This is a genomic window from Alloiococcus otitis ATCC 51267 (assembly GCF_000315445.1).
GTDB classification, from domain to species: Bacteria; Bacillota; Bacilli; order Lactobacillales; family Carnobacteriaceae_A; genus Alloiococcus; species Alloiococcus otitis.
The window spans coordinates 434,725-458,189 of record NZ_JH992958.1 but is presented as its reverse complement, the minus strand read 5'-3'; the positions used below and the strand labels follow the sequence as shown (position 1 = coordinate 458,189).

23 protein-coding genes are annotated in these 23,465 nt (G+C 45.4%); 10 read left to right on the top strand and 13 right to left on the bottom strand.

Annotation, left to right across the window (positions count from 1 at the left end):
- Positions 1-20 precede the first annotated feature (20 nt).
- The gene (locus tag HMPREF9698_RS04665) at positions 21-569 is read right to left on the bottom strand and encodes a 5-formyltetrahydrofolate cyclo-ligase (protein ID WP_003777812.1); all 549 of its coding nucleotides are present in this window, start codon (positions 567-569) and stop codon (positions 21-23) included.
- A gap of 219 nt (positions 570-788) precedes the next feature.
- Here HMPREF9698_RS04665 and HMPREF9698_RS04660 point away from each other — a divergent pair, with 219 nt between their 5' ends.
- The 6 genes from HMPREF9698_RS04660 to HMPREF9698_RS04635 all read left to right on the top strand — a co-directional run bounded on the left by HMPREF9698_RS04660 (position 789) and on the right by HMPREF9698_RS04635 (position 5,742).
- Positions 789-1,010: a DUF378 domain-containing protein gene (locus HMPREF9698_RS04660; RefSeq protein ID WP_003777810.1), complete on the top strand. Its 222-nt coding sequence runs from the start codon at positions 789-791 to the stop codon at positions 1,008-1,010.
- Between the two features lie 731 nt (positions 1,011-1,741).
- Positions 1,742-2,476, top strand: a complete 735-nt coding sequence (locus HMPREF9698_RS04655; protein WP_003777809.1) for a methionine ABC transporter ATP-binding protein — start codon at positions 1,742-1,744, stop codon at positions 2,474-2,476.
- Entirely contained in the window at positions 2,473-3,171 is a 699-nt protein-coding gene (locus tag HMPREF9698_RS04650; RefSeq protein ID WP_003777807.1) for a methionine ABC transporter permease, read from the top strand. Before HMPREF9698_RS04655 ends, HMPREF9698_RS04650 begins: the two co-directional genes overlap by 4 nt.
- 19 nt (positions 3,172-3,190) lie before the next feature.
- Positions 3,191-4,165: a MetQ/NlpA family ABC transporter substrate-binding protein gene (locus HMPREF9698_RS04645; RefSeq protein ID WP_003777805.1), complete on the top strand. Its 975-nt coding sequence runs from the start codon at positions 3,191-3,193 to the stop codon at positions 4,163-4,165.
- A 182-nt stretch (positions 4,166-4,347) separates the two neighbouring features.
- The gene (locus HMPREF9698_RS04640; RefSeq protein WP_003777803.1) at positions 4,348-5,475 is read left to right on the top strand and encodes an NAD(P)/FAD-dependent oxidoreductase; all 1,128 of its coding nucleotides are present in this window, start codon (positions 4,348-4,350) and stop codon (positions 5,473-5,475) included.
- 66 nt (positions 5,476-5,541) lie between these two features.
- Entirely contained in the window at positions 5,542-5,742 is a 201-nt protein-coding gene (locus HMPREF9698_RS04635) for a hypothetical protein (protein WP_003777801.1), read from the top strand.
- Positions 5,743-5,820: 78 nt separating this feature from the next.
- On the opposite strand, the gene ltrA is transcribed toward HMPREF9698_RS04635, so the two are convergent.
- From ltrA to HMPREF9698_RS04585, 10 genes are all read right to left on the bottom strand, one after another.
- On the bottom strand, positions 5,821-7,116 hold the full coding sequence (gene ltrA, locus HMPREF9698_RS04630; protein ID WP_003777799.1) for a group II intron reverse transcriptase/maturase: 1,296 nt from the start codon (positions 7,114-7,116) through the stop codon (positions 5,821-5,823).
- Between the two features lie 552 nt (positions 7,117-7,668).
- On the bottom strand, positions 7,669-8,496 hold the full coding sequence (locus HMPREF9698_RS04625) for an endonuclease/exonuclease/phosphatase family protein (protein WP_003777797.1): 828 nt from the start codon (positions 8,494-8,496) through the stop codon (positions 7,669-7,671).
- A 15-nt stretch (positions 8,497-8,511) separates the two neighbouring features.
- Positions 8,512-10,050: an alpha-glucoside-specific PTS transporter subunit IIBC gene (locus HMPREF9698_RS04620; RefSeq protein ID WP_003777796.1), complete on the bottom strand. Its 1,539-nt coding sequence runs from the start codon at positions 10,048-10,050 to the stop codon at positions 8,512-8,514.
- Between the two features lie 33 nt (positions 10,051-10,083).
- Positions 10,084-11,754, bottom strand: a complete 1,671-nt coding sequence (locus HMPREF9698_RS04615) for a glycoside hydrolase family 13 protein (RefSeq protein WP_003777795.1) — start codon at positions 11,752-11,754, stop codon at positions 10,084-10,086.
- A gap of 148 nt (positions 11,755-11,902) precedes the next feature.
- A complete protein-coding gene (locus HMPREF9698_RS04610; protein ID WP_040292474.1) occupies positions 11,903-12,850 on the bottom strand; it encodes a LacI family DNA-binding transcriptional regulator in 948 nt (315 codons plus the stop codon).
- Positions 12,851-12,873: 23 nt separating this feature from the next.
- On the bottom strand, positions 12,874-13,467 hold the full coding sequence (locus HMPREF9698_RS04605; RefSeq protein WP_003777789.1) for a uracil-DNA glycosylase family protein: 594 nt from the start codon (positions 13,465-13,467) through the stop codon (positions 12,874-12,876).
- A 246-nt stretch (positions 13,468-13,713) separates the two neighbouring features.
- A complete protein-coding gene (locus tag HMPREF9698_RS04600) occupies positions 13,714-14,601 on the bottom strand; it encodes a metal ABC transporter permease (protein ID WP_003777786.1) in 888 nt (295 codons plus the stop codon).
- Positions 14,598-15,524, bottom strand: a complete 927-nt coding sequence (locus HMPREF9698_RS04595) for a metal ABC transporter permease (protein ID WP_003777785.1) — start codon at positions 15,522-15,524, stop codon at positions 14,598-14,600. Before HMPREF9698_RS04595 ends, HMPREF9698_RS04600 begins: the two co-directional genes overlap by 4 nt.
- Positions 15,521-16,270 (bottom strand): metal ABC transporter ATP-binding protein, encoded by a 750-nt coding sequence (locus HMPREF9698_RS04590; protein ID WP_003777783.1) that lies wholly within the window; start codon positions 16,268-16,270, stop codon positions 15,521-15,523. The genes HMPREF9698_RS04595 and HMPREF9698_RS04590 overlap by 4 nt, the downstream gene beginning before the upstream one ends.
- Positions 16,271-16,281: 11 nt before the next feature.
- Entirely contained in the window at positions 16,282-17,226 is a 945-nt protein-coding gene (locus tag HMPREF9698_RS04585; protein WP_003777781.1) for a metal ABC transporter solute-binding protein, Zn/Mn family, read from the bottom strand.
- A 157-nt stretch (positions 17,227-17,383) separates the two neighbouring features.
- Here HMPREF9698_RS04585 and HMPREF9698_RS04580 point away from each other — a divergent pair, with 157 nt between their 5' ends.
- The 4 genes from HMPREF9698_RS04580 to HMPREF9698_RS04565 all read left to right on the top strand — a co-directional run bounded on the left by HMPREF9698_RS04580 (position 17,384) and on the right by HMPREF9698_RS04565 (position 21,811).
- Positions 17,384-18,040, top strand: a complete 657-nt coding sequence (locus HMPREF9698_RS04580) for a metal-dependent transcriptional regulator (RefSeq protein ID WP_003777779.1) — start codon at positions 17,384-17,386, stop codon at positions 18,038-18,040.
- 89 nt (positions 18,041-18,129) lie between these two features.
- On the top strand, positions 18,130-19,170 hold the full coding sequence (locus tag HMPREF9698_RS09010; protein WP_003777777.1) for an EGFR-like transmembrane domain-containing protein: 1,041 nt from the start codon (positions 18,130-18,132) through the stop codon (positions 19,168-19,170).
- A 152-nt stretch (positions 19,171-19,322) separates the two neighbouring features.
- On the top strand, positions 19,323-20,288 hold the full coding sequence (locus tag HMPREF9698_RS04570; protein WP_003777775.1) for an ABC transporter ATP-binding protein: 966 nt from the start codon (positions 19,323-19,325) through the stop codon (positions 20,286-20,288).
- The gene (locus tag HMPREF9698_RS04565; protein WP_003777773.1) at positions 20,285-21,811 is read left to right on the top strand and encodes an ABC transporter permease/substrate-binding protein; all 1,527 of its coding nucleotides are present in this window, start codon (positions 20,285-20,287) and stop codon (positions 21,809-21,811) included. Before HMPREF9698_RS04570 ends, HMPREF9698_RS04565 begins: the two co-directional genes overlap by 4 nt.
- Positions 21,812-21,953: 142 nt before the next feature.
- Here the strand turns inward: HMPREF9698_RS04565 and HMPREF9698_RS04560 are convergent, their stop codons facing one another.
- Positions 21,954-22,463: a DinB family protein gene (locus tag HMPREF9698_RS04560; protein WP_003777771.1), complete on the bottom strand. Its 510-nt coding sequence runs from the start codon at positions 22,461-22,463 to the stop codon at positions 21,954-21,956.
- Positions 22,464-22,680: 217 nt separating this feature from the next.
- Positions 22,681-23,337, bottom strand: a complete 657-nt coding sequence (locus HMPREF9698_RS04555; protein WP_003777769.1) for an SDR family oxidoreductase — start codon at positions 23,335-23,337, stop codon at positions 22,681-22,683.
- Positions 23,338-23,465 lie beyond the last annotated feature (128 nt).

Below are 23,465 nucleotides of genomic sequence, written 5' to 3'. Positions count from 1 at the left end.
CTAGCCATGGTCTTAACTCTTTACAGTTCACTAATCAATAATTTTTGAACAGGGAGGTCGTATTGGTCAGTGGGCAGGTTGTCGGTTAACTGGCCTTGCCAGACCAGGGAGATGGTCGGGTTGTCGAATTTTGCCAGGTAGCGGTCGTAAAACCCCCCACCAAAGCCAATCCGGTAACCCTCTGGCGTAAAGACCCGGCCTGGGACCACCAATAAGTCGATTTCTTCAGGTGCTAGGGACTGGGTTTGGTCAGGGTCTGGTTCGGAGATGCCGGCAAAACCTGCTTCAACTTGGTCAAAGGAATCGATTTGGCGGAAGTCCATTTGGCTGCCTTTTTTAATCGCCTTAGGCACCGCCACTTTCTTTCCTTCCTTCCAAGCTTGCTCAATAATGGGGCGGGTCTCCCATTCTAGGCCATCCGACATGGTCAAGCCGATGACTGAAGCTTGCTGCCATTGTTCTGTCTGGACCAGTTGGTTAAAAAGGTCCTGGGAGATAGCTTGGTGGTCTTCTTGAGATAAGTTTTTTATTTTTTCGGTGACTTCCTGTCTGATTTGGTCTTTGTCCATCAGTTCCACTCCTTTTCCAAATCCTTTACAAGCTAATGATAGCTCAACTTTCTTTAGACAACAAGCTAGACCCCCTTAAGCTATGGGCTAAGTCTCACCAGAAGTAATCTAGTGAAGGGGGCAAACACTGCAAAGTCATAGGTTAATCTCCAAACAAGTAAGGGGCTTTGGCCCTTTACTTTAATATGGTAAAATACAGGGGTATAAGGAGGGAAATAAATGAAAATTCTAGACCGTTTAGCCTTATTGATACTTATCTTAGCTGGCATCCATCTCTTGCTGATTGGCTTGTTGAGCTTTAATGTTTTTGAAGAATTCTTTGGAGAGTACAACCAAAATATAACCGATATTATCTACATCATTGTCGGTATTGCTGCCTTGTGGTGTATCAAATACTTCACTTATACTCCTAAAGGTGGGTCTCGGCTGAAGGGCCGGTGACGGCCTCGTCCAACCACCAAGGCGTCAAGTTTAACTTGGCGCTTTTTTGTGTCAAAAATCCAGCCTATCTTAATGAGAATGGTCGCGGTAATTCTTACTGAATACTTAATGGCCTTTAAAGACCATGTTCTAACTGGGTGCTACTATGGACTTGTAGGTGTTGAGATATAATTCCCCCTTACAAATTGTACTCAACATTCTTATATGACATAACTGAAAACACCGACTCTTCCCCGGGGTTGGTGTTTTTTGTTGTGGTAGATAACCAAATTGGTGTAGCAAAAGCAGTGAATAGCAGATGTCTTAGGTCTCCCTCCTTAATTTGCCGCCTCTATGTCCATCCTTTCAAAATTCACCTTTTCTTTACTTTTCCATCACACATTGTTCATAGACTTAGCCTATAATAAAACCATACCCACATAAGCAATACCCGTTTTATTACACCCCATGTAATAAGACAACTCCTTTTCCACCTATCTTACCCCAAGGATAGGTGGTTTTTTGTCTTTTACACGTCGTCTGATTTAGCTGAAGATAAAAAAACAATTTTGCTTTTTATCTTCCTTTTTTATATTAGGTAAAAATCCTTAACCATAGGCCTGGTTAAGGGTGAATTTAATAACGCTTACATTTTTTTGCTCCTGGCAAGACCAATCTTTCATACTTATTAGACAAGGTTAAGAGAGGATTTTATACTGTTTACGAAAAGATTTTTGCCTAGGAGGAATACTGTGATCCAATTTGAGTCCGTCTCCAAAAAATTTGAGCGTGCTAGTAAGGAGACCCTGGCCCTGTCGGATGTTAACTTGACCATCCAATCCCAGGAATGCTTTGGCGTGATCGGTGAAAGCGGGGCCGGCAAGTCTACCCTACTGCGGATGATCAATGCCTTGGAATACCCAACTTCCGGTCATGTCCTTGTTGACGGAGTAAAAGTTGGGGACCTAGCCGGCAAGCAACTCCAGCGTCACCGGAGTGAAATTGGCATGGTTTTCCAACAATTCAACTTACTCAACAACAAGACCATCCAAGAAAATATTACCTTGCCACTAGAATTACATAAGCACCAAGAAGTCTTGGAGGTTGACCATGTCTTAGACTTTGTCGGGCTCACTGACAAGCGGGATGCCTATCCTGCTGAATTGTCTGGAGGCCAAAAGCAGAGAGTGGGGATTGCCCGGGCCCTGATTACCAAGCCCAAGATCCTCTTGTGTGATGAACCGACCTCTGCCTTAGACCAGTTGACTACGGACGAAATTGTCCAGCTCCTGAAACAGGCCAACCAAGAATTTGAAATGACCATCCTAGTGGTGACCCACGAGCTGGAAGTGGTCAAGCAACTATGTGACCGGTCAGCCGTCATGGAAGAAGGAAAAGTGGTTTCCATCCTTGATGTGAAGAAAAGGGATAATCCCTACCAGGATATGGACTACAAGACACGGGCAAGTGAGGTGCTACAAGCATGATTACCCTACTAGCTACAACAGATGAGCCTTATTCGGAACGTCTGGTGGATTTTATGCCAGAAATTATCCAAAGTTTAATTGATACTGGCATTATGATGGTCTTTGCCATGGCCGCTGCTATCTTGCTCGGTCTCCCCTTAGGAACCCTCCTCTTTTTGACCTCCGATGGCAAACCACGGGAAAACAAGGTCATCAACAACATTGCCAATACCTTTGTCAATATTATCCGGGCCTTCCCCTTCCTCTTACTGGTGGTCGCCATGCTTCCCTTAATCCGCCGCTTTTACGGCCGGGCAACGGGAGACCCTGTGGCAGCCTCCTTCCCCATGATGCTCATTTCCCTGGCCCTCTATGCCCGGTTTGTGGAACAGTCTTTGCTCGACGTGCCGACCGGGGTCATTGAACTAGCAGAAGCCATGGGAGCTTCAACCTCCCAACTGGTCTTCAAATTCCTCTATGTTGAAGCTCGGTCCTCCTTGATTATCGGCTTCACGACCGCCCTGGTTAGTTTTGTTTCTTACTCCACCATCATGGGGGTGGTCGGTGGCGGAGGGATTGGGGACTTTGCCATCCGCTACGGTTACCAAAGGTTTGAAACGGACATTATGTATACCGCCATCGTCATTATTATTGTCCTGGTGGAAATCGCCCAATGGTTGGGCCTCAAACTCGCTAGAAAATTTGATAAAAAATAATACAAAAAGGAGTATTACGATGGAACTTAGACAAGGATTACTGAAGAAATTGGGCATGGTTACTGCTGCTAGCCTGGTCCTCGTTGCTTGCAACGATAACGGTGGCCAAGAAGCAGACCCTACCCAGGAAAGTGAAGAAAACACTGGCCAAACTGACGATCAAGCAGAAGACCAAAATGACAGTCAAGATGATACAGATAACCAGGGTGAAGCTGACAACCAAGAAGATGACCAAGCTGAAGACACGGCTAGCGACATCCCAGAAGACTTTAACTTCTCCATCGCTAGCCACACTACCCCCATGGTCGATGTCGTCGAACTCGCCATTGAAGAGCTAGAAGACCAGGGCTTCCAAGGGGAATTGGTCCCAGTCAATGACAACATCCAATACAATGAAGCTGTCTTAAACGATGAGGCCTTTGCTAGCTTTGCCCAACACGAACCTTTTATGGAAATTTTTAACGAAGAAAGAGATGGAGACTTGGTGGCGATCCAAAAAATCTACAATGCCATCGTTGGCTTCTACTCTCCCAACTACGACTCCATCGATGACTTGGAAGAAGGGGCTGAAGTAGTTATTGCCGGTGACATGGCTAACACTGCCCGGTCACTCTTCATCCTTGAACAGCACGACCTGATCACCCTGGATGATGAGGAAGAATTATTCCCAAGCCTGGATAACATTGAAGATAACCCCTATGACCTCCAGTTCGTTGAACTCGAAGTGTCCAATACTGCTCAAGGTTACCTAGACGGCTATGACTTAGTTTTTGCCTACCCCACCTTTATTGAACAGGCTGCTGGTTTAACCCCAGATGATGCTTTAATTCTGGAAGAAGACCCAGACAACCTCTTTGCCATCTCAGTCGTTGTCAGAGAAGAAAATGCCGACACACCGGAAGCTGAAAAGCTCAAAGAAGCCTTTACCTCTGATCGTGTGACTGAATTTTTAGATGACCTAGCAGAAGATGGCCACCTTGAACGGGCCTTCTAAAACTTAACTTTGTTAACTACCCCTTCCCAAGGCCTGGTTGACCAGGCTTTGGGATTTTGTGTTTTTAGCCCAAGTTGCCCCCAGTGACTTGCTTAAGTTACTAAGGGGAAGAAAGCCTTGTTACAAATTTCATTTTATTTGCTACAATAGAGGAAAGATATCGTTAAGAGAGAGGGATTGTATTGACAAGTAATGTTGCTGTGATTGGTGGAGGCATTGTCGGAGCAAGTGCTGCCTTCTACCTCAGCAAAGACCCAGGGATTGACCTCACACTTTTTGACCATAGACAGGGCCAGGGAACCAGGGCTGCAGCTGGTATTATCAGTCCCTGGCTTTCCCGCCGGCGGAACAAGAAATGGTACCGAATGGTCAAGGATGCTGCCGCCTTTTACCCCGACTTTATGCAAGAAGTGAGCCAAGGCAAGCGAATTCCCCAGTCGGTCTACAAGCAGGTCGGTACCCTCTTGTTCAAGTCTAAACCAGAATACCTGGAGGAAATGCTAGAAATTGGCCTCAAGCGAAGGGAAAAGGCTCCAGAAATCGGTGAACTCAAGATCTTAAGTCCTCAAGACATTCGTGACTTAGTGCCCATCTATGACAAAAAAGCCGGGGCTCTCTGGGCTTCAGGTGGGGCCAAGGTGGACGGCAGTCACTTGGTTGACCTCCTTTTGGATAAAATAAAAGACCAGGGAGGCCAAATCATCCAGGAAAAAGTCCAGATAAAAAGCCAAACTGCTCCTTACCAACTGCTGAGCCCAAACTTTTCTGGCCATTTTGACAAGTTGGTCTTGGCTAATGCTGCATGGTTGAAGGAAAGCCTGGAACCCCTGGGCTACCAAGTTGATGTCCGGGCCCAAAAAGGCCAACTTGCTGAACTCCAACTTGACCAGGCTACTTCGACCTGGCCCGTTGTCATGCCAGAAGGAGAAAGTGACATCATCCCCTTTGACAATGGCCAAGTCATCGTAGGAGCCAGCCATGAAGATGACATGGGCTTTAACTTGGATTTAGACAGGAGCCTAGTGCTCCGGATGGTCGATGCGGCTCAGGGAGTTTTTTCGAACCGCTTGTCCCGGGACCGGGTTGTCAACTACCGGGTCGGGACCCGGGCCTACACATCTGACTACGCCCCCTTCTTCGGTCCGGTTCCTGGCTTGGACGGGGTGGTGGCCGCTTCTGGTCTAGGGTCAACTGGTCTCACCGCAGGGCCTCTGGTCGGCAAAATCCTTTACCAATTAACAAGCAACCAAGAACCTAGCCTCCCCATTGAAGACTATCCCCCTAGTCGCTATATCCATGTCTTAGACTAAGAAGTCTGGTTTGAGTTAGGCTAAGCAATCACGTATAATCAAAGAGACTGAAGTGGAGGTTATGACATGCTAACGGACCAACAAGGAAAATACATCGGCTACTTAGCTATTGCCCTGTCCATCATCGGCTTCTTTATTTGGGGGATTCCGCTGGGGATTATTGCCATGATCTTAAGTGCCATCGGGGTATGGCAGTCCGACATTAAAGGGCTTAACTGGAACTCCCTAGCCCTAGGGTCAATTTGCGTTATTATTGCCCTTATATAGAAATCGAGTAGGAGACTAGCCATTAATTGGCTAGTCGACCTCTCACACCACCGTGCGTACGGTTCCGTACACGGCGGTTCAATATCTTGCGTAAGCAGACTCAGCGATAGTGCTTAGTGGAACTAAGCCCCACTTGCTGAGTCTTTCTGTTGTTATTGCACGATGAAATTCATGTGTGCATGACAGTCGCCAGTACTTTTTGCGTGAATACGCAATCCGTTTGGCTGAATCTAAGTCCAGTCCATATTGTTCCAACTTTGGTATAATAGTTCGTGGACGTTTCCACCGTTTAAGAATCAGCTGTCTGATACGGTGATTTAACCATTGCTCAACTTCTTTGATAAAGCTTTTAATGAAGCCTAAACCAAAGTAATTAATCCAACCGCGGGTGACTCGATTAATTTCAGTCATTATCTTTTTAAAAGTACCTGGCCGTTTACGACTGGTCAGCTTTCTCAATCTGCGTTTGAATTTCTGCTTGGCTTCTTTGGTGGGGATAAAACGATAATCCCCATTCACTTGCTTCATCAGACAGCTCAAAAACTTTAAACGGGTAGGAGACCCAACCTGGCTTTTGTCTTGATTGACGATTAACTTTAAGTCTTTTTCAATAAAGCGTGTGATGCTGTTCATTACCCGTTCACCGGCTCGTTTTGATTTAACGTAGATGACAAAGTCATCTGCGTATCGGACAAATCGATGACCACGGTTAACCAACTCTTTATCCAGTTCATGTAAGTACACATTACTCAAAAGCGGTGATAGAACACCACCTTGTGGTGCCCCTGTTTCACTTGCGATAAATTCGCTAGTCAAATCAATTACACCCGCTCTCAAAAACTTACGGATAATTTTCAGTATCATTTTATCTTGGATGTACTGTTCAAGATAATAGATAAGTTTGTCGTGATTGAGCGTGTCAAAGCATTGTTTGAGGTCACAATCAACTACAACACGATAGCCTTCTTTATAATACTGTGCACATTGTTTGAGAGCACTGTGCGTGCTTTTCCCTGGTCGGAATCCGTGACTGTTGTCATAGAAGTGCGGGTCTATAATCGGTTCAATTACTTGCCGTATGGCTTGTTGAACAACTCTATCCCGCACACAAGGTATACCTAACTTTCGTTTTTCTCCATTCGGCTTTGGTATTTCTACTCGTTTAACTGGTTGAGGCTTATACGTTCCATCAAGTAATTTCTTCCGTAAGGGTTGATAATACGCTTGAATGTGCTCCTCTATCTCAAAAACGGTCATACCGTCAATACCTGCAGCGCCTTTGTTCCGTTTAACGGCTTTGGCTGCTGTTTCCAAGTTTCTTCTGTCAACAACTTGCTCCATTAAGTTTGGAGACTTACGATACATTTCTGTCATTTCACCTAAAGTTTACTAGACGCATCGGCTTACCCTTTCGGTTCCACCTATTCTCTCCACCGATTGCCAATCTCTTCGATTGTTTTCTGTCCTATTCGTAAACTTTAACCTCCGTTCTATACTTTGTATGAATATTGTTCAGTCCTTCGCTACAACGTAGCTACTATGACCTCGGCTGACTTCTCACTATTCGTTGTTACTACTAAACGCTAGTGAGACCTCCCCGAGTAAGGTGTGACAACCTTCCACTCATGTCACTGCTTCATTTACTGAAAGGGACTTGTGCAGTATTGGACTTTACTTTGTTATGCAAGCTCATCCATCTCAAATCAGCCTTGATATGAAGTTTCTGTTCGTCAGTGCGAGTGTTTGCCTCCAGCTTCCTTCAGATTCCACCTCACGATGGACACCCTTGCCTTCAGCTAACAGTTCCTACTGCCAGGCCTGCAGTGGACTTTCACCACCAAGTTGTCACCCATGCCGGGCGCACATAGAAGTAAGCCAGTTAGGAAAAGCTAACTGGCTTGCTTTTTACATAAAGTTTCTTGTTATTTAAATGATCACTTCTACTCCGCAATGGTCACTAACTACCGACTCGTTTTGTCCATCAAAAACAAGACGATGAGTTTTGGGAATGGTTGACCGGTCAGTTAAAACTAGGTCTATCCGCTTAGCCTCTTCTTTCCCTTCCCAACCATCAATTGCCCCTTGTACAGTCGCCTGCCCGAGAACCTGGTCAGCAGAATAGTAACTATCCAGTAAATCCGGTCTTTGGTCAAAGATATAGTCATAGCCTTCATTGGAGACATCCGCACTATTATTAAAGTCACCTACTACTAGCAACTTACCGTCTTTCACTAGGTGATTAGATAGTCGGTCCCATTCTTCTTTAAAATAAGGAACTCCTTCTCGCTCCCACCATGATAAATGGACATTAAAAAAGTGATAGTCTTCTCCTCCGACCGTAACCAAGGCCTTGAGACCGACCCGTCTAGTAAATTGACGATAGTCGTCATCTTCCGAAAGCAAATAGCTACTTGCTTTAAATTTATTTTTAGCAAGGATAGCCAAACCCTCATCATACTTGCCATAGCCAATATGGCTTGGAACCCAGGAATAAAAATAGTGATGACCCCGGTCTATTAGCCGGCTTACTAAAATATGAGCAAAGTTACTAGTCTTGAGTGGAATTTTAGGACTAGCCATGTCAGCTTCAATATAGCTTTCGTCTTCAACCGATGGGTCATCTAAAGCTTGATTAACTTCTTGGAGGGCAAGTAAATCATAACCTTCCTCCACAATTTTATTTACTAAGACTTCTATCTTGTCTGCTTGTTGATCTTCTAACCAAGAATGAGTATTTAAAGTTAAGATTTTCAAGCTGCCACCCTCCAGTTACAATAATTCATCAAAGAATTCCCTAACCTTCGGCACTTCCATCCCTACAACTATTTGAATACCCGAACCATTTCTAACGACACCGTGAGCTCCAGCTGCTTTGAAGAATTGATCATCTTCAACTATACTTTCGTCCTTGACAATTAAACGAAGACGGGAGACACAGTTGGTCACTTCCTTAATATTTTCTTTGCCGCCTAAGCCTCTTAAAAATTGGATGGCTTTTTCCTGGTTAGGATTGGCTCTTTGTTTTTCCTTATAATCAGATTTGCTATACATTCTGACCGCTTCACCGTCTAATTCACGTCCAGGGGTTTTGATATCGAACCGCAAGATGGCAAAACGAAAGACCGCAAAGTAGATGAAGATAAAGACGAGTCCGGCCCCATAGTAGATTAAAAGGGAGTCCAGGTGGTTATTAATTAAAGGCAAAGCAAAGCCACTGATGTGACCAATTAAGCCCCCACCAATATTCCCAGCTACACCCAAGCTATAAATGGTCATGGCAAAGGTCGCTGTAAGCAAGGCATGGACCAAAAACAATTGAGGAGCCAAGAACAAGAAAGTAAATTCAAAGGGTTCGGTAATCCCTGTTAAGATAGCTGTTAGAGCTGTTGGGATAATTAAAGCAAGTGTTTGCTTCCGTCTTTCTGGTTTAGCTGTAGCTATAAAAGCCGCCCCAATGCCAATTGGGTAGAAGAGTTTGGAGGCATTTTGGAAAAAGAATCCCCCAGCAGGGAAGATTTGCCTTAATGGTCCTTCAAAGGAGGCAATTTCGGGAAGCATTTCAAACCAACGTGCCACTAAACCTCCCTCCACAACTGCCGGCCCAAATTCAAAAGGTTGGTAAATAAAGTGGTGGAGACCAGTTGGAATTAAAATTTTCTCCAAAAATACATAGATTCCGACTCCAAGGGTGCCACTTGTAGCCATGACCCCTTGCAGTTGGAAAATGAGTTCTTGAATCGGAGGCCAGATGACTGCTGTCAAGTAGGCAAGGGGAAGGGCCAAAAAGAAACCGAGTATGACAACAAAGGAGGAGCCAGAAAAGATTCCCAGCCATTCTGGTAAGGGAGTATCAAAGAAATGGTTATGTAACCAAATAGCTACAGCTGAAATTAAAATAGCTCCAATAATGTTTGTGTCTAGTGTAACCACACCTGCGATTTGTTTGACACCAATACCCTCCGCATCCGTTAGGTCGACACCAAAATTCCAGGTTGTCATCATAGCGTTGATAAAGGTATTCCAAGTCATGTATATGACAAAGGCTTCTAATGCTGCCCGGGCTTGTGCTTTTTTAGCTAGTCCTATTGGCAAGCCGAGGACAAATAAGATCTCCATGTGGTTGAAAACAACCCAACCACCTTGTTCGATTACACTCCAAATATTATTCCAAAAAGTTCCTTCGTTGGCAATTGACCCTACTATATCAGGGTTTTGGAAGGCAATAGACAAGGCTAGCATTAACCCGTTAAAGGCAAACAACAATACCGGGGTAATCATAGCGCCTCCAAAACGTTGAATTTTCTGCATCACTTGTCATGCTCCTTTCTAATGTTGGGAAATTCAATTAGCATTTTCATTTTGCAACCTAACCAACCGCGCCTCATAAGGTCTGAGTTGTTTGATTTGCTTACCTTCCTCAATTGGATAATTGGCTAAGACAGTAAAGTCTACCTGGTAGTCACTGAGATCGACTTGGCTTGGATTATCAAACATGTTAACAACAACGAGATAAGTTTCCCCGTCCCCCTGGCGAAGGTAGGCATAAACTTCCGGGTGGTCGGGTAAAATCAATTCATAGGACCCGTAGATAAGAGTCTGTGACTCCCGGCGGATCTGAATCATTTTTTTATAGTAGTGGTAAATCGAATCTGGGTCAGACAATGATCTAGATACATTAATACTTGGATAATTTTCATTAACCTTGAGCCAGGGTTGGCCTGATGTAAAGCCAGCATGCATAGTCTGGTCCCACTGCATAGGTGTCCGGACATTATCACGAGAATTCTGCCACATATATGCCATGGCTTCCTCTAGACTAGCCCCTTCATGGTCCATCATATACTTGGCCCGGTTAACTGATTGGATATCGTCATAGTCCTCAAGCCGGTCGAAGTGGGCATTGGTCATTCCAATTTCTTGACCTTGGTAAATATAAGGGGTTCCCTGCATGAAGAAGTACATGGTTGCCAGGGCCTTGGCAGATTTTTCGCGGAGGTCCCCTTCATCTCCCATAGCTGAAGTGGCCCGGACTAGGTCATGGTTTTCAATATACAAGGCATTCCAACCCATACCTTCCAGACCTTTTTGCCATTTGGTCATAACTCTTTTATAGTCCCTTAAGTCAAAGTCACCTCCTTGGCTACCCCATAAATCAAGGGCTTCGAATTGAAAGATCATATCAAAATGGCCATGGTCTTCTCCTACCCATTCTGCTGCATCTTCAACAGCTACTCCATTAGCTTCTCCTACTGTCATAATGTCATAGTGGTCGAAAGTAGCCTGACGGAATTCGGTAAGAAAGTCATTAATACCTGGCTGGTTCATGTGGCCAGCAAAAGACGGAACAACTTCCTTGTTATCGGGATTGGGCATGTCTGGTAGGCCTGGAGCCTTCTTGATATGGCTAATGGCATCCACGCGAAAACCATCAATTCCCTTGTCTAGCCACCAATTGGTCATTTCTTGCAGGTCTCTACGAACTTTTGGATTTTCCCAGTTTAAATCCGGTTGTTTTTTAGAAAAAACATGAAGGTAGTATTCTTGACTCTGGTCATCCCACTCCCAGGCTGGTCCACTAAAGATGGACTCCCAGTTATTTGGCCGACCGCCGTCCTCACTAGCCGGTCGCCAAATATAATAATCACGATAAGGATTGTCTTTTGAGGACCGGGATTCGATAAACCAAGGATGTTCATCAGAAGTATGGTTCATCACAATGTCCATCAGCAATTTCATACCTCGTTGGTGGACCTGGTCAATCAAGTCATCCAAGTCTGCCATGGTTCCAAACTCGGCTAAGATGGACTTGTAGTCACTAATATCATAACCATTATCATCCATTGGAGACTGGTAAACGGGGCATATCCAGATCACATCTATTCCTAGATCTTCTAAGTAATCTAATTTTTGAATAATTCCTTGAATATCGCCGATCCCATCCCCATTGGAGTCTTTGAAAGACCGGGGGTAGATTTGGTAAACAACGGCTTCCTTCCACCACTTTTGTGCCATATACTCTCCTCTTTTCTACTGTCTCATCTTTTTCACAATTTATCATATCATGAAATCGATTCCATTCAATCCTCTTCTTAGGTGTTACCGGTAACAAAATAAACAAGCCCTAGAAGTTAGCTTTTGAACAGCAACTTCTAGGGCTTGTTTACTTGGTCGTTCCTCCCAAGCGAAGTTTGGTTGGGAAAAGGAGCTTGTGCTGGCCAGGTTTGTCCTGCTTAATTTTCCCCATAAGTAAGTTGGCACAGGCCGCTCCCATTTCTTTAATATCCTGCTTCATCGTTGTCAACTTGGGATAAGTTATTTGGTCTAGAAAGACACCGTCATGACCTGTTACCCCATAATCACTAGGAATTATTTCCCCGCGAATTTGCAAAGCCCGAACGACTCCTAAGGCCAGACGGTCTGAAGCGCAGATGAAGGCAGTTCCTGGCTGGAAATAACTGGCCTGGTCCATTAAGTATTCAAAAATGGCATCCGAATCGTTGGTAAAGGTCAAAATCCTAGGCTGTTTTTTCAATTGAGTCATCACTGCCTGATAGCCTTCCCGTCGACTCCTTGAAAAGGGTTCATCAATAGCCATATCGATATAAACCAAATTTTGGTAGCCAACTTGCTGGCAGTAGTTTGTAACCTGGGCAATGCCCTCTTTATTATTGGAATCGACATAGTCATAGCCATGCTTATTTTCACCAAATAAGACCACTGGCTTGTCAAGTCGGTCGATTTCAGGGAAATCAGCTTCCCGCATGCCACAAATAATATAACCATCGCTATTTCCCAAGTTTTTACTATCACGGGTCAATATTTGTAAACCATATGAGTGTCGGTCTAACTCCATGGCAATACCAGTTAATAAAGCCATATAATAGGGTTCTACTGATTCCGTATCTTCTAAGATCATTAACTTAATCATTTGGTTTTGCTGGTTCACTAGGGCCCGGGCCAATCGGTTTGGTTGGTAGTTTAAGTCAGCCATAGCCTGGTACACCAAGCTTTTTAATTCGTCAGACACCTGGTCTGGGTGGTTCAATACTCGGGAAACAGTCATTTTAGAAACATTGGCCAGTTTGGCAACATCGGCTAGGGTAGCCACCACTATCACCTCGCATTTTTTACCTATCCAGCTGTCCCGTCCACAATCTCCTGGACCCGTTTTTTTAAAACTGGCACCACTTCTTTTTCGAACCAAGGATTCTTGGCTAGCCAGCCCATGTTTAAGGGGGAGGGGTGGACAAGGGGCAAGTAGTTTGGTAGGTAGTCTTGGTAGTTCTTGACCGTTTCTGTCAGGTTCCGCTTCCGGTCTTTCCTCAAATAAAATTCTTGGGCATGGCTACCCACTAACACAATGGTTTTAACTTGGGGCATCTGTTTCAAAATTTTGGGGTGCCATTTCTTGGCAAAGGCCTTGCGGGGAGGTTTGTCTCCAGTTTTGGCCTTACCAGGATAGTAAAAGTCCATGGGGAGGTGGACAATCTGGTCAGTCTGGTAAAATTGCTCGCGGCTAATTCCCATCCACTCACGAAGGCGGTCCCCACTGAGGTCATTCCAAAAGAGCCGGCTTGCCTCAGCCTTTTTACCCGGTGCTTGACCAACGATGACCATCTTGGCCTCTTTTGAAGCGCTGAAGAGGGGTTCAATTCCTTTATCAGTGTAGTCCTGGTTCATGGGATCAGCCATAATTTCTTGTTTTAACTCATCAAAAACGGACATGGTTAGCCTCCTTGCCCCCACATTATAACCTAAGTCTGGCTTTAATGGTACAAAGTCACCTAAACCAGATTCAAACTCCCCATTAGACATTTTCTAAGCCGGCCCCAGCTGCAGATTTATTCTCTGAAGTTAGAAACCAGCGAACCCCCATAAAAAAACACCTGTAAGGCTCAAACCTTACAGGTGAACTTGACTTTTTTTGAAGGAGAGTCAAGTCGTTTAGTCAATTAGCCCATGACTGGAAAGTCAAGCGCTAGATTCACTATAGGATTTACTTTTGCCTAGCTTTCTGACTAGGCCCTTTTTAGGGGAGAAGACCATAACAAGCATGGTGGTTACCCCTGTGACCACAGCAATCATGCCGGCAAAGGTGGTGTCAAATTGATAGGCTAAGTAGACACCGATGACACTGTTGAGGACGGAGAAGATCATGGCCAAGCCAATAATGTGCTTGAGGTCATCCGATAGCATGTAACCGGCCAAGGCTGGGCCAACCACGAAACCAACAACCAAGACTGACCCTACCGCTTCATAGGACCCAACTGCTGTTAGAGAAACCAAGGTCATCAAAGCATAATAATACTTGCTTGGTGAAATCCCGATAGACCGGGCAAAGCCTGGGTCGAAGGTAGTAATTTTTAGTTGTCGGTAAAAGATGGTCACAAATAAGATATTGATCACAAGAATGATAGACATCCGAACCAAGGCAACTGGTCCAAGGTCTACCCCATTAATAATCAAACGATTGAAGGGGGCAAAGCCTAATTCACCCATCAAAACAGCATCCACGTCTAAGTGGGTACCACTAGCATACAAGGTTAAGAGCATAATGGCTAAGCCGAAGAGGAAGGGGAAGACAACCCCGATCGCTCCATCGTAGTTGATTAACTTGGACTTGCTGACCAATTCAATCAACCAGACTGTTAAAAGACCAACCAAAGTGGCCCCTAGCATCAGAAAAGGCGAGTCTAAGTCATGAACGACAAAGTAGGCTAGGACAATCCCCAACAAGACCGTGTGGGTAATGGCATCTGATACCATAGCTGCTCCCCTGAGGACTAAGAAAGTTCCTAAGAGACTAGAAGCCATGGAAACAACAATGGCAATTAAAATCATAGGGAATAGATAACTCATCGATCAGCCACCTCCCGTTTTATTTTTCGTTGCTGTTTTCGTCGTCTGAGGGTTTGACTGATCAGACCATTTTTAGGGGCAATAAATAAACTGGCAAATAAGATCAAGCTGAGGACGACCACAATGGCTGGTCCTGTCGGTATCCGTCCAGCCGTGGAGGAAATATAGGTTCCGATAAAACTGGACACAGCCCCAAAAACTCCGGCTAGGATAACAAGGGGAAGCAAGCGATCAGTCCACTGGCGAGCAGCTATCGATGGCCCCACTAAGAGGGCTGACATTAAGATAACCCCAACAGACTCCAAACCGATCATAATGGCTGCGACAATTAACAGAGCCATGGTAAAGTTATACCATTTAATATTTGGATAAATGGACTGGGCATATTGTTGGTCAAAGGTGATCAGCTTAAAGGGATACCAGCACAGGGCTATCACGAGTAAAATAATGGCTGAAACAAGGATAATCATCCGGACATCACTACGTAACATGGCACTGGCCTGACCAAAAACAAAGCTGGAGAGACCGGCCTGGTTGGCATTTTCTTGGCCTTGGATGGCGGTCAGAAAGACCAAACCCAAGCCAAAGAAAGAGGATAAAATCAAGGCCATGGACCCATCCAGTTTGACAGGTAACTTATTGGTAAATAACTGGATCAGGAAAATAGCAATTAAACCAGTCACCAAAGCCCCTAGCAATAAGAGAGGGGTGATTTTAACTTGAATCAAGATAAAGGCTAGGCCAATACCTGGCAAGGCTGCGTGGCTCAAGGCATCCCCCATCAAACTTTCCCGTCTTAGGGTAGCAAATGACCCGACTACTCCAGTAGCTATGCCTAGGACTACTGTCCCTAAGGCAACGATTTGAAAGGTATAGTCACTAAGGACCTGGCTCATAAAGGACCAATCTAAAATTCCGCTCATTCATAACCCTTCTCTACTTCTTGGCCAGACCGAAATGTCCGGTCAACTGTTTCGTCATTAAAAATGTCGGCCACTGGTCCACTGGCAAAGATTTTTTTGTTCAAGAAAACGATCTGGTCAAAGTATGCTTCCACCGTATGGAGGTCGTGGTGGACCACTACCACGGTCTTGCCTTCCCGGGTCAATTGACCAAGGAGGTCCATGATAATTTTTTCGGTTTTTTTATCCACCCCTGCCAAGGGTTCATCTAGCAAGTATATTTCTGCCTCAGCAGCTAGGGCCCGGGCTAGAAAGATACGCTGTTTTTGACCACCAGACAATTGGTTGATCTGGCGGTCAGCATAGTCTAACATTTCTACTGCCCTTAGTTTATCCCGAGCGATGGTTCGGTCCTCTTTGGACAAACGGCTAAAAAGACCTAGCTTGCCATAGCGTCCCATTAAGACAACATCCATAACCGTGGCCGGAAATTGCCAGTCCACAGCTTGTTTTTGCGGGACGTAGGTAACTTGGTCCCGGGCCTGATTATAGCTGAGACCGTCAAAGAAGGTCACCTGACCGTTTAATGGGGTCAAGAAGCCTAAAATACTATCTAAGAGAGTTGACTTACCAGCTCCATTTGGCCCTACAATAGCTGTCATCTGACCTTTCTTAAAGGTCACATTATTATCCACTAAAACTGGAGTTTGGTCGTAGGCTACAGTTAATTGATCTACTTTTATAGCAACGTCGTTTTCTTCTGTCATTCTAACCACTCCTATTTGAGGGCATCAACAATAGTATCAATATTTGCTTTGTACATGTCAATATAGTTGCCAGCCCCATCTTCGTCACTACCAAGGGCATCTGAATAAAGTTCGCCCCCAATTTCTAAGTTCCCGCCTCTGGACTCAACAGCTTCAACCAAGGCAGAAACGTTACGGTCAGACACGGAACTTTCAATAAAGACGGCCTTGATATTGTTTTCGACAATAAAGTCAGCCAAGTCAGCGATATCGCCTGTCCCCGCTTCTGTTTTGGTGTTCAAGCCCTGGATCCCAACCACTTCAAAGTCGAAGTCTTCACCAAAGTAGTTAAAGGCATCGTGGGCTGTGATCAGGTAGCGGGATTCTTCCGGTACTTCTTCAATTCTACTATTAATGTAATCATCCAATTCATCTAACTCAGCCAGGTAATTTTCGGCATTAGCCTGGTAGTCCGCTTCATTGGCAGGGTCTAGGTTACTGAGGTAATCGGCTGTATGCTGGGCAATATCACGCCAGTTTTCCACACTAAACCAGATATGAGGGTCATGGGCCAAGTCATCTTCATCAGAGGCTAAGATTTGATCCTCTGACAAGGCATCTGCCAAGATCAAAGTATCTTTGCCCATCTCATCGAGAGATTCAAAAACCGAGTCAAACATCCCTTCTAGGTGCAAGCCGTTATAAGCTACGACTTCCGCGTTTTGCAAGGCCTCCACATCGGCAGATGAAGGTTGGTACTCGTGAGGGTCTACACCAGGTCCCATCAAGGCATCGACTTCAATGTGGTCACCACCAATTTGGGTCACGATATCTTTGGCGTGAGTGGTCGTCGCCACAAAGTTAATGGGGTCACCACCATTTTCGCTTGCTTGGTCATTGGCTTGGCTTCCTCCTTCTGCCTGATTGCCACAGGCGGTCAGGAGGAAGGCGACTAAGGTCATCAGTAATATTTTCATAGCATTCATCCCTTCTTTTGTTATAATTGATAATATATTTTATAATGCTATCGGTTGATTTTTAGTCTATCCTAAAACATACGCTAAGTCAATACTTGAATTTCAATTTCTTAAAAATCCATGTATAATAGATAACGCTAAGGAGGATGGTGATTCTTTGACCCCGAACAAAGAGAATTTTATCAAGGCAATCTACGAGTTGAACGGTGACCAGGAAATTGTGACCAACCGCCAGCTGGTTGAAATTTTAGAGGTTTCAGCTGCATCCATAACCGAAATGAACGCCCGCTTGGTAGCCGAAGATATTATCGAAAGCTACCCATATAAGGGGGTCCAACTCACAGACAAGGGCTTGGCCATCGCCAAACAATTGATCCGCAAGCACCGTTTGTGGGAGGTCTTCTTATATGAAAAGTTAGGCTACCAGTGGCATGAGCTCCACCAAGATGCGGACCTTTTGGAACATGTTTCTTCCGACTTATTGATCAACCGCTTGGACGACTACCTCAACCACCCAGAAATAGACCCTCATGGTGCCTTTATCCCTGACCAGGCGGGGCAGGTTGACCCAAGCGAATATGTCCGGTTAAACACCTGCCGGGTAGGCGATGAAATCACCATCAAACAAGTCGAAGATGACCGGTCCCTCTTAAGCTACCTAACCCAAAAGGAAGTCCAACTAGACAAGCAATACTTAGTCGCAGATATCCAGGCCTTTGACGGGGCCATCACCCTTAAAGATGACCAAGGAGTCAAAACCATCCTTAGTCCCAACGCAGTCAACCATATCTATATCAGTAAAAAAGACAAGTAGTTAGCAAGCGGAAGCAAAACTTTCTGGTCCAGATAAGCTTAAACCAAGCCTTTTGCAAGGGATAGACCAGTGGAGAAAGGAGTTTTATTATGGCAAGAAGAGGTCGTGGCATGGGGGGCGGCCGAGGCGGTCCCCGCATGGGCGGAGGACGGGCTGGTGGTTTCAGACAAGGTGTCGGCGGTGGTCGAGGACGAAGTGGCCGTGGTGGCGGTCCTAATAAGGGAGGCTATAGACCTAGACCTGGCTACTCAAGACCGAGAGGTGGCTTTGGTTTTGGCTCCTTCTTACCTGGCTTCCTCTTAGGGTCCATGACTGGCGGACGCCGCCGCTACTATGGACCAGGCGGGGGCTGCGGTGGCTGTGGCTGTGGCAACGGCTTAGGGTGTGGTCTCTTTGTCCTCCTCCTCTTCATCCTGGGCATTACCCTTCTCAATAACTCCGACAACCCCAACTTTGACTTCAACCAAGCTGAACCCCAAGTCCAAGTTAGGGATTCAACTATTGATCGAGACCCCATTCCAGAAGGTTTGGTTAACGAAACAGACTATTATACCGACCAGGTCAACTGGATAACCAATCCCGATGAATTGACAGAGGGCATGGAGGTTTTCTATGACCTTACCAATATCCAGCCCCACCTCTACTTGACTGACGAGATCGACGGGGAGACCAATCCAGAATTTCAAGAAATCCAAAACTTTACCCAGGACCTCTACGACCAGCTCTTTACGGATGAAGCCCACCTCCTTCTGGTTTTTTTCGAGGGAGACAATTATGAACGAGGCGTTAGCTACCACACGGCGGTCGGGTCTGAGGCCCACAAAATATTTGGCGACGAAGCCCAGGGAATCTTGTTTGACTACTTAGACTATTACTACTATTCCGATTTTAGCGAAGAAGACTACTTTTCTACCGTCTTTGAAAAGACCGGCCAGGACATGATGGATGTTTCACCTAGTATCTTTACCAGTGATTCTTCTGAAACCCAAATAAGCTGGCCCCGGATTATCTTCGGTGTCCTCATCGTCTTATTGGTCATCGGTTTGATTATCTATTTCTTCAACCGTCGGCAAAAAAACCAGGAAGCTGAAATCATTGAGCCTGAAGACGATGACGATTTACATTTTTAAAACAAATGAATACCTTTCCCCCTTTGCAACTGCGCCTCACAATTAAAGGTCCAGTTTATTGGAGGGGCTTTTTCTTATAAATAATCCGTATAGCATCAAGTCAGCTTCTAACCAGCTAATGCGTTAGAATAGTTAGATAAAGAGGTGAAAGTATGATTACATTTGACCAGGTGTCCAAGGTCTACGGTGACACGGCAGTTGTCAAGGACTTGACCCTCACCATCGAAACAGGTGAAGTTTTTGTCTTTATTGGACCTAGTGGTAGTGGTAAAACAACTAGTCTTAAAATGATCAACAAGCTGATAGAAAATTCCAAAGGGGATATTCTGATAGACGGCAAGCCTCATAGCCAGTATGACCTGCATGAACTCCGCTGGAATATCGGCTATGTCCTCCAGCAAATTGCCCTCTTCCCCAATATGACGGTGGAGGAAAATATCGCCCTGGTCCCCGAAATGAAGGAATGGGACAAAGAGAGTATAGACCAACGAATTGACGAATTACTCACCATGGTCAACCTAGACCCTAAAAGCTACCGGAAACGGCCCGTTTCTGACTTGTCTGGAGGCCAGCAGCAAAGAATTGGTGTCTTACGGGCCCTGGCAGCCAACCCAGATATCCTACTCATGGATGAACCTTTTTCAGCCTTAGACCCCTTGAGTCGGTCCAAATTGCAAGATGAGCTTTTGGCCATCCAAGACCAGCTACATAAAACCATTGTCTTTGTTACCCACGACATCCAAGAAGCCCTCAAATTGGGCGACCGGATTTGCATCATGAAAGAAGGCCAGGTGGAGCAAATCGGGACACCTGACCAAATCCTAAACCAGCCCGAGTCAGACTTCGTCAAAGACTTTGTCAAAACTGGCTTGCCAACTTATCCTGACCAAGACCACATTGACCAGGTGATTGCGGGTGGTTTTTATAGTAAAGTAAGCAAGAACTTAGAGGGCAGCTCAAGCTTACAAGCAGACCAAGAAACCCATGCCCTTTTACAGGCCTTAAGCCAAAAAGATTCAGTTTATGTTTTACACCAAGGGCAAAGCTACCTCATCAGCCAAACAGATTATCTCCAATACCTCAGTAAAAAACCAGGTCTAGGGGATAGAGGCAAATGAATTTCTTAGACAACTTAATCGAAACCTTTGACATGCGCAGTGGCCAACTCTGGGAGTCCTTATTAGAACATATCCAGTTGTCCTTTATCTCCCTTGCCCTGGCCGTTATCATTGCTGTTCCTTTGGGGATTTACTTGATGGATCGGAAAAAAATTGCCGAGCCCATCATCCAAGTCACCGGGATCTTCCAAACCATCCCTTCCCTGGCCCTCTTAGGTCTTCTCATTCCACTTTTGGGGATTGGCTTCTTTCCAGCAGTGGTAGCTTTAACGGTCTACGCCCTCCTGCCCATCCTCCGCAATACCTATACCGGTCTAACCGAAATTGACGACTCCCTCCTAGAGGCAGCCGATGCCATGGGAATGGACCGGTCCCGGAAGCTTAAAAAAGTCCAACTCCCCCTTGCCATGCCCGTTATCATGGCCGGCATCCGGACAGCCACCGTCTTAATCATCGGAACAGCTACTGTTGCTGCCCTAATCGGGGCTGGGGGTTTGGGGTCCTTGATCCTGCTCGGAATTGACCGGGCTGACAACTACCTGATCTTAATTGGAGCTATCCCGGCCGCCATCTTGTCTTTGGTCTTTGACGGCCTCCTCCACTACTTGGAGCAGTCTAGTTTCAAAAAAGTTGCCACGACTTTAGTGGTAACTGGGGGAATCATCCTAGCCTTTATCTTCTTACCCAGCCTCATCTTCCCTAATGACCAGCTAGTAGTTTCTGGTAAGTTGGGAGCTGAGCCTGAAATTCTAATGAACATGTACAAAGAATTAATTGAACAGGACACCGACCTAGATGTCCAGGTTGAAGAAAACTTTGGCAAGACCCAATTCGTCTTCAATGCCTTGGAAAGCCATGACATCGACATCGCTACCGAATATACCGGGACAGTCTTGGGTACCTTTTTCGACGAAATACCAGAGCCCGGAACACCTGCCGACCAAGTCTTTGACCGGGCCCAAGACCGGCTTAAAGAAGAATACGGCATGGACCTCCTACCTTCTTTAGGCTTTAACAATACCTACACCCTGGCAGTTGACCCAGCTTACGCCGAAGAACATAACCTAGAGACCATCTCTGACTTAAAAGCCGTCCAAGATGACATCAAGGTAGGCTTTACCTTAGAATTTGCCGACCGGGAAGATGGCTACTTGGGAATCCAAGACACCTACGGCATTGAATTTGATAACCTGACTACCATGGACCCACAGCTCCGCTATACAGCCATGGAGCAAGGGGAGGTAAACCTAGTAGATGCCTATTCTACCGACAGCGAAATTGAATCCTATGACCTAGTCGTCTTAGAAGATGACCAAAACCTATTTCCACCCTACCATGCGGCCCCTATTTTACGGGACGGACTCTTGGATGACCACCCTGAAATTGCTGAAATCATCAGCCAATTGGAAGGTCTCATTGATGATGAGGCCATGCGGGAAATGAACTACCAGGTAGAAGTCAACCAGGCCGATGCCAACCAAGTTGCTAGAGACTTCTTAGACCAAGCAGGCTTGCTAAAATAGAAATAAAGCTAAAAGCCCCAGTCTTGTATTCAAAATACAAGGCTAGGGCTTTTTTAGGCTCTTATTAATTGGAAATATCATCTCCACTTCAAATTGATATTGATCTGGTCTCTTAATCCTAGTGTGGCCTAGGTTTATCCTCTTATTTGCCAAGAACCAAACGTCTGGTGTAGACAGCTTGACCCGAGTGCATGTCAGCATCATCGACAATTGATATCAACCGGGTCAGCCGGGTCACTGGAGGTGTGTAGGACCGGTCAATGACCTCTTCCAAACTAGCCGGGTCGATTTTATCCAGGTAGTCCTTGGCTAGGTCGATACTTTCAGATAAATAGTCTGTCAAAAGACTTTTGTCTTCTACTTTTACTTTTTCGGCTTCTTGAGGACTGTGCTTGTAGTCCGGGGTATCATCTGGCAGGTCTAGGTCAAAACGGTCGGTCCAGCCTTTACTGGTCCAAAGAGGAGACCCGCCTTTTAAGCTGGATATTTGCAGGTCAATCATGCGGGCTGTGTGCCAGACTAACCAGGTCACGGACTTGATAAGGGGTTTTGGCATGGTGTTGGCTTCTTCAACAGTCATTTGGTTTAGCGATTCAAGTAACCGGTCTTGGGCTCGGTCCAAAATTAAACTAGCAATATCTTGTCTTTCCATTTGCTCCACTCCCTTTCAACATTCGTTTTAAATATTCACTTTTATTTTACGCCTTTTGCAAAACCGGTTCAAACTTGAACCGATAAGAAAGTCAACCACCCCTAACTGGCCAGTAACAGCTGCAGCCGGTCCCTTTATGAGTTCTCTACATTCCCTGCTTTCAAGTAAAAAACCACTAAGCTCCAAAGAGCTTAGTGGTTTTGGCTATTTTAGAGCTTTAGAGTTTGTTCAAAGCATCTTCAATCTGGTCTGAGCCAGAGACCAAATCAAAAGCCTTGCGGACGGTTGAGTCATTGTCTAAGCTAGCTGCAATCACCCGGGCCACATCGATTCTTGGCACTGTATTGTCTTCAGCATCAGTGATTTCATACTCAAGACGTACCGTATCTTTGGAATCTTCATCACTTAAGAGACCTGGCCGGATAATAGTGTAATCAAGGTCAGTCTTGTCAACTAGCCATTGGTCAGCAAAGTGTTTAGCGACATAGTAAGGCTTAATTTGGTCGCTAAATCGGTCTCGGTTACCTGCACCAAAGGCAGAGACAATCAAGAAACGTTTAATGCCACTAGCCTTGGTAGCTTCCATCACTTTAACTGCCCCGTCTAAGTCAACGAGGAGGGTCTTGTCTGCCCCTGTTGACCCGCCAGAACCAGCGGAAAAGACAACGGCATCAATGTCTGTTAAGTTTTTCTTAATCTCATCAATCGAGTCTTCCAAGTTCCCAAGCCGAGCTTCTACACCCTTGTCTTGGAATTGTTTGATCTGGTCTTCACTTCGAACAAATGCTATAGGATTGTGCTGTCCTTCTTCTTTTAATAGGTCTACTAGGTGTTGGCCAATTTGACCATGGGCACCGACAATTAAAACATTCATCAAACACACTTCCTTTCTTATTTGTTACATCTTAACCATAACAAACAAGTTCCCTTTAGTCTAAGGAAAGGCTTGGTTCAAGCAGTGAACGGAAAATATGTGCTATAAGTCGGTCTCTTTGATAAGAC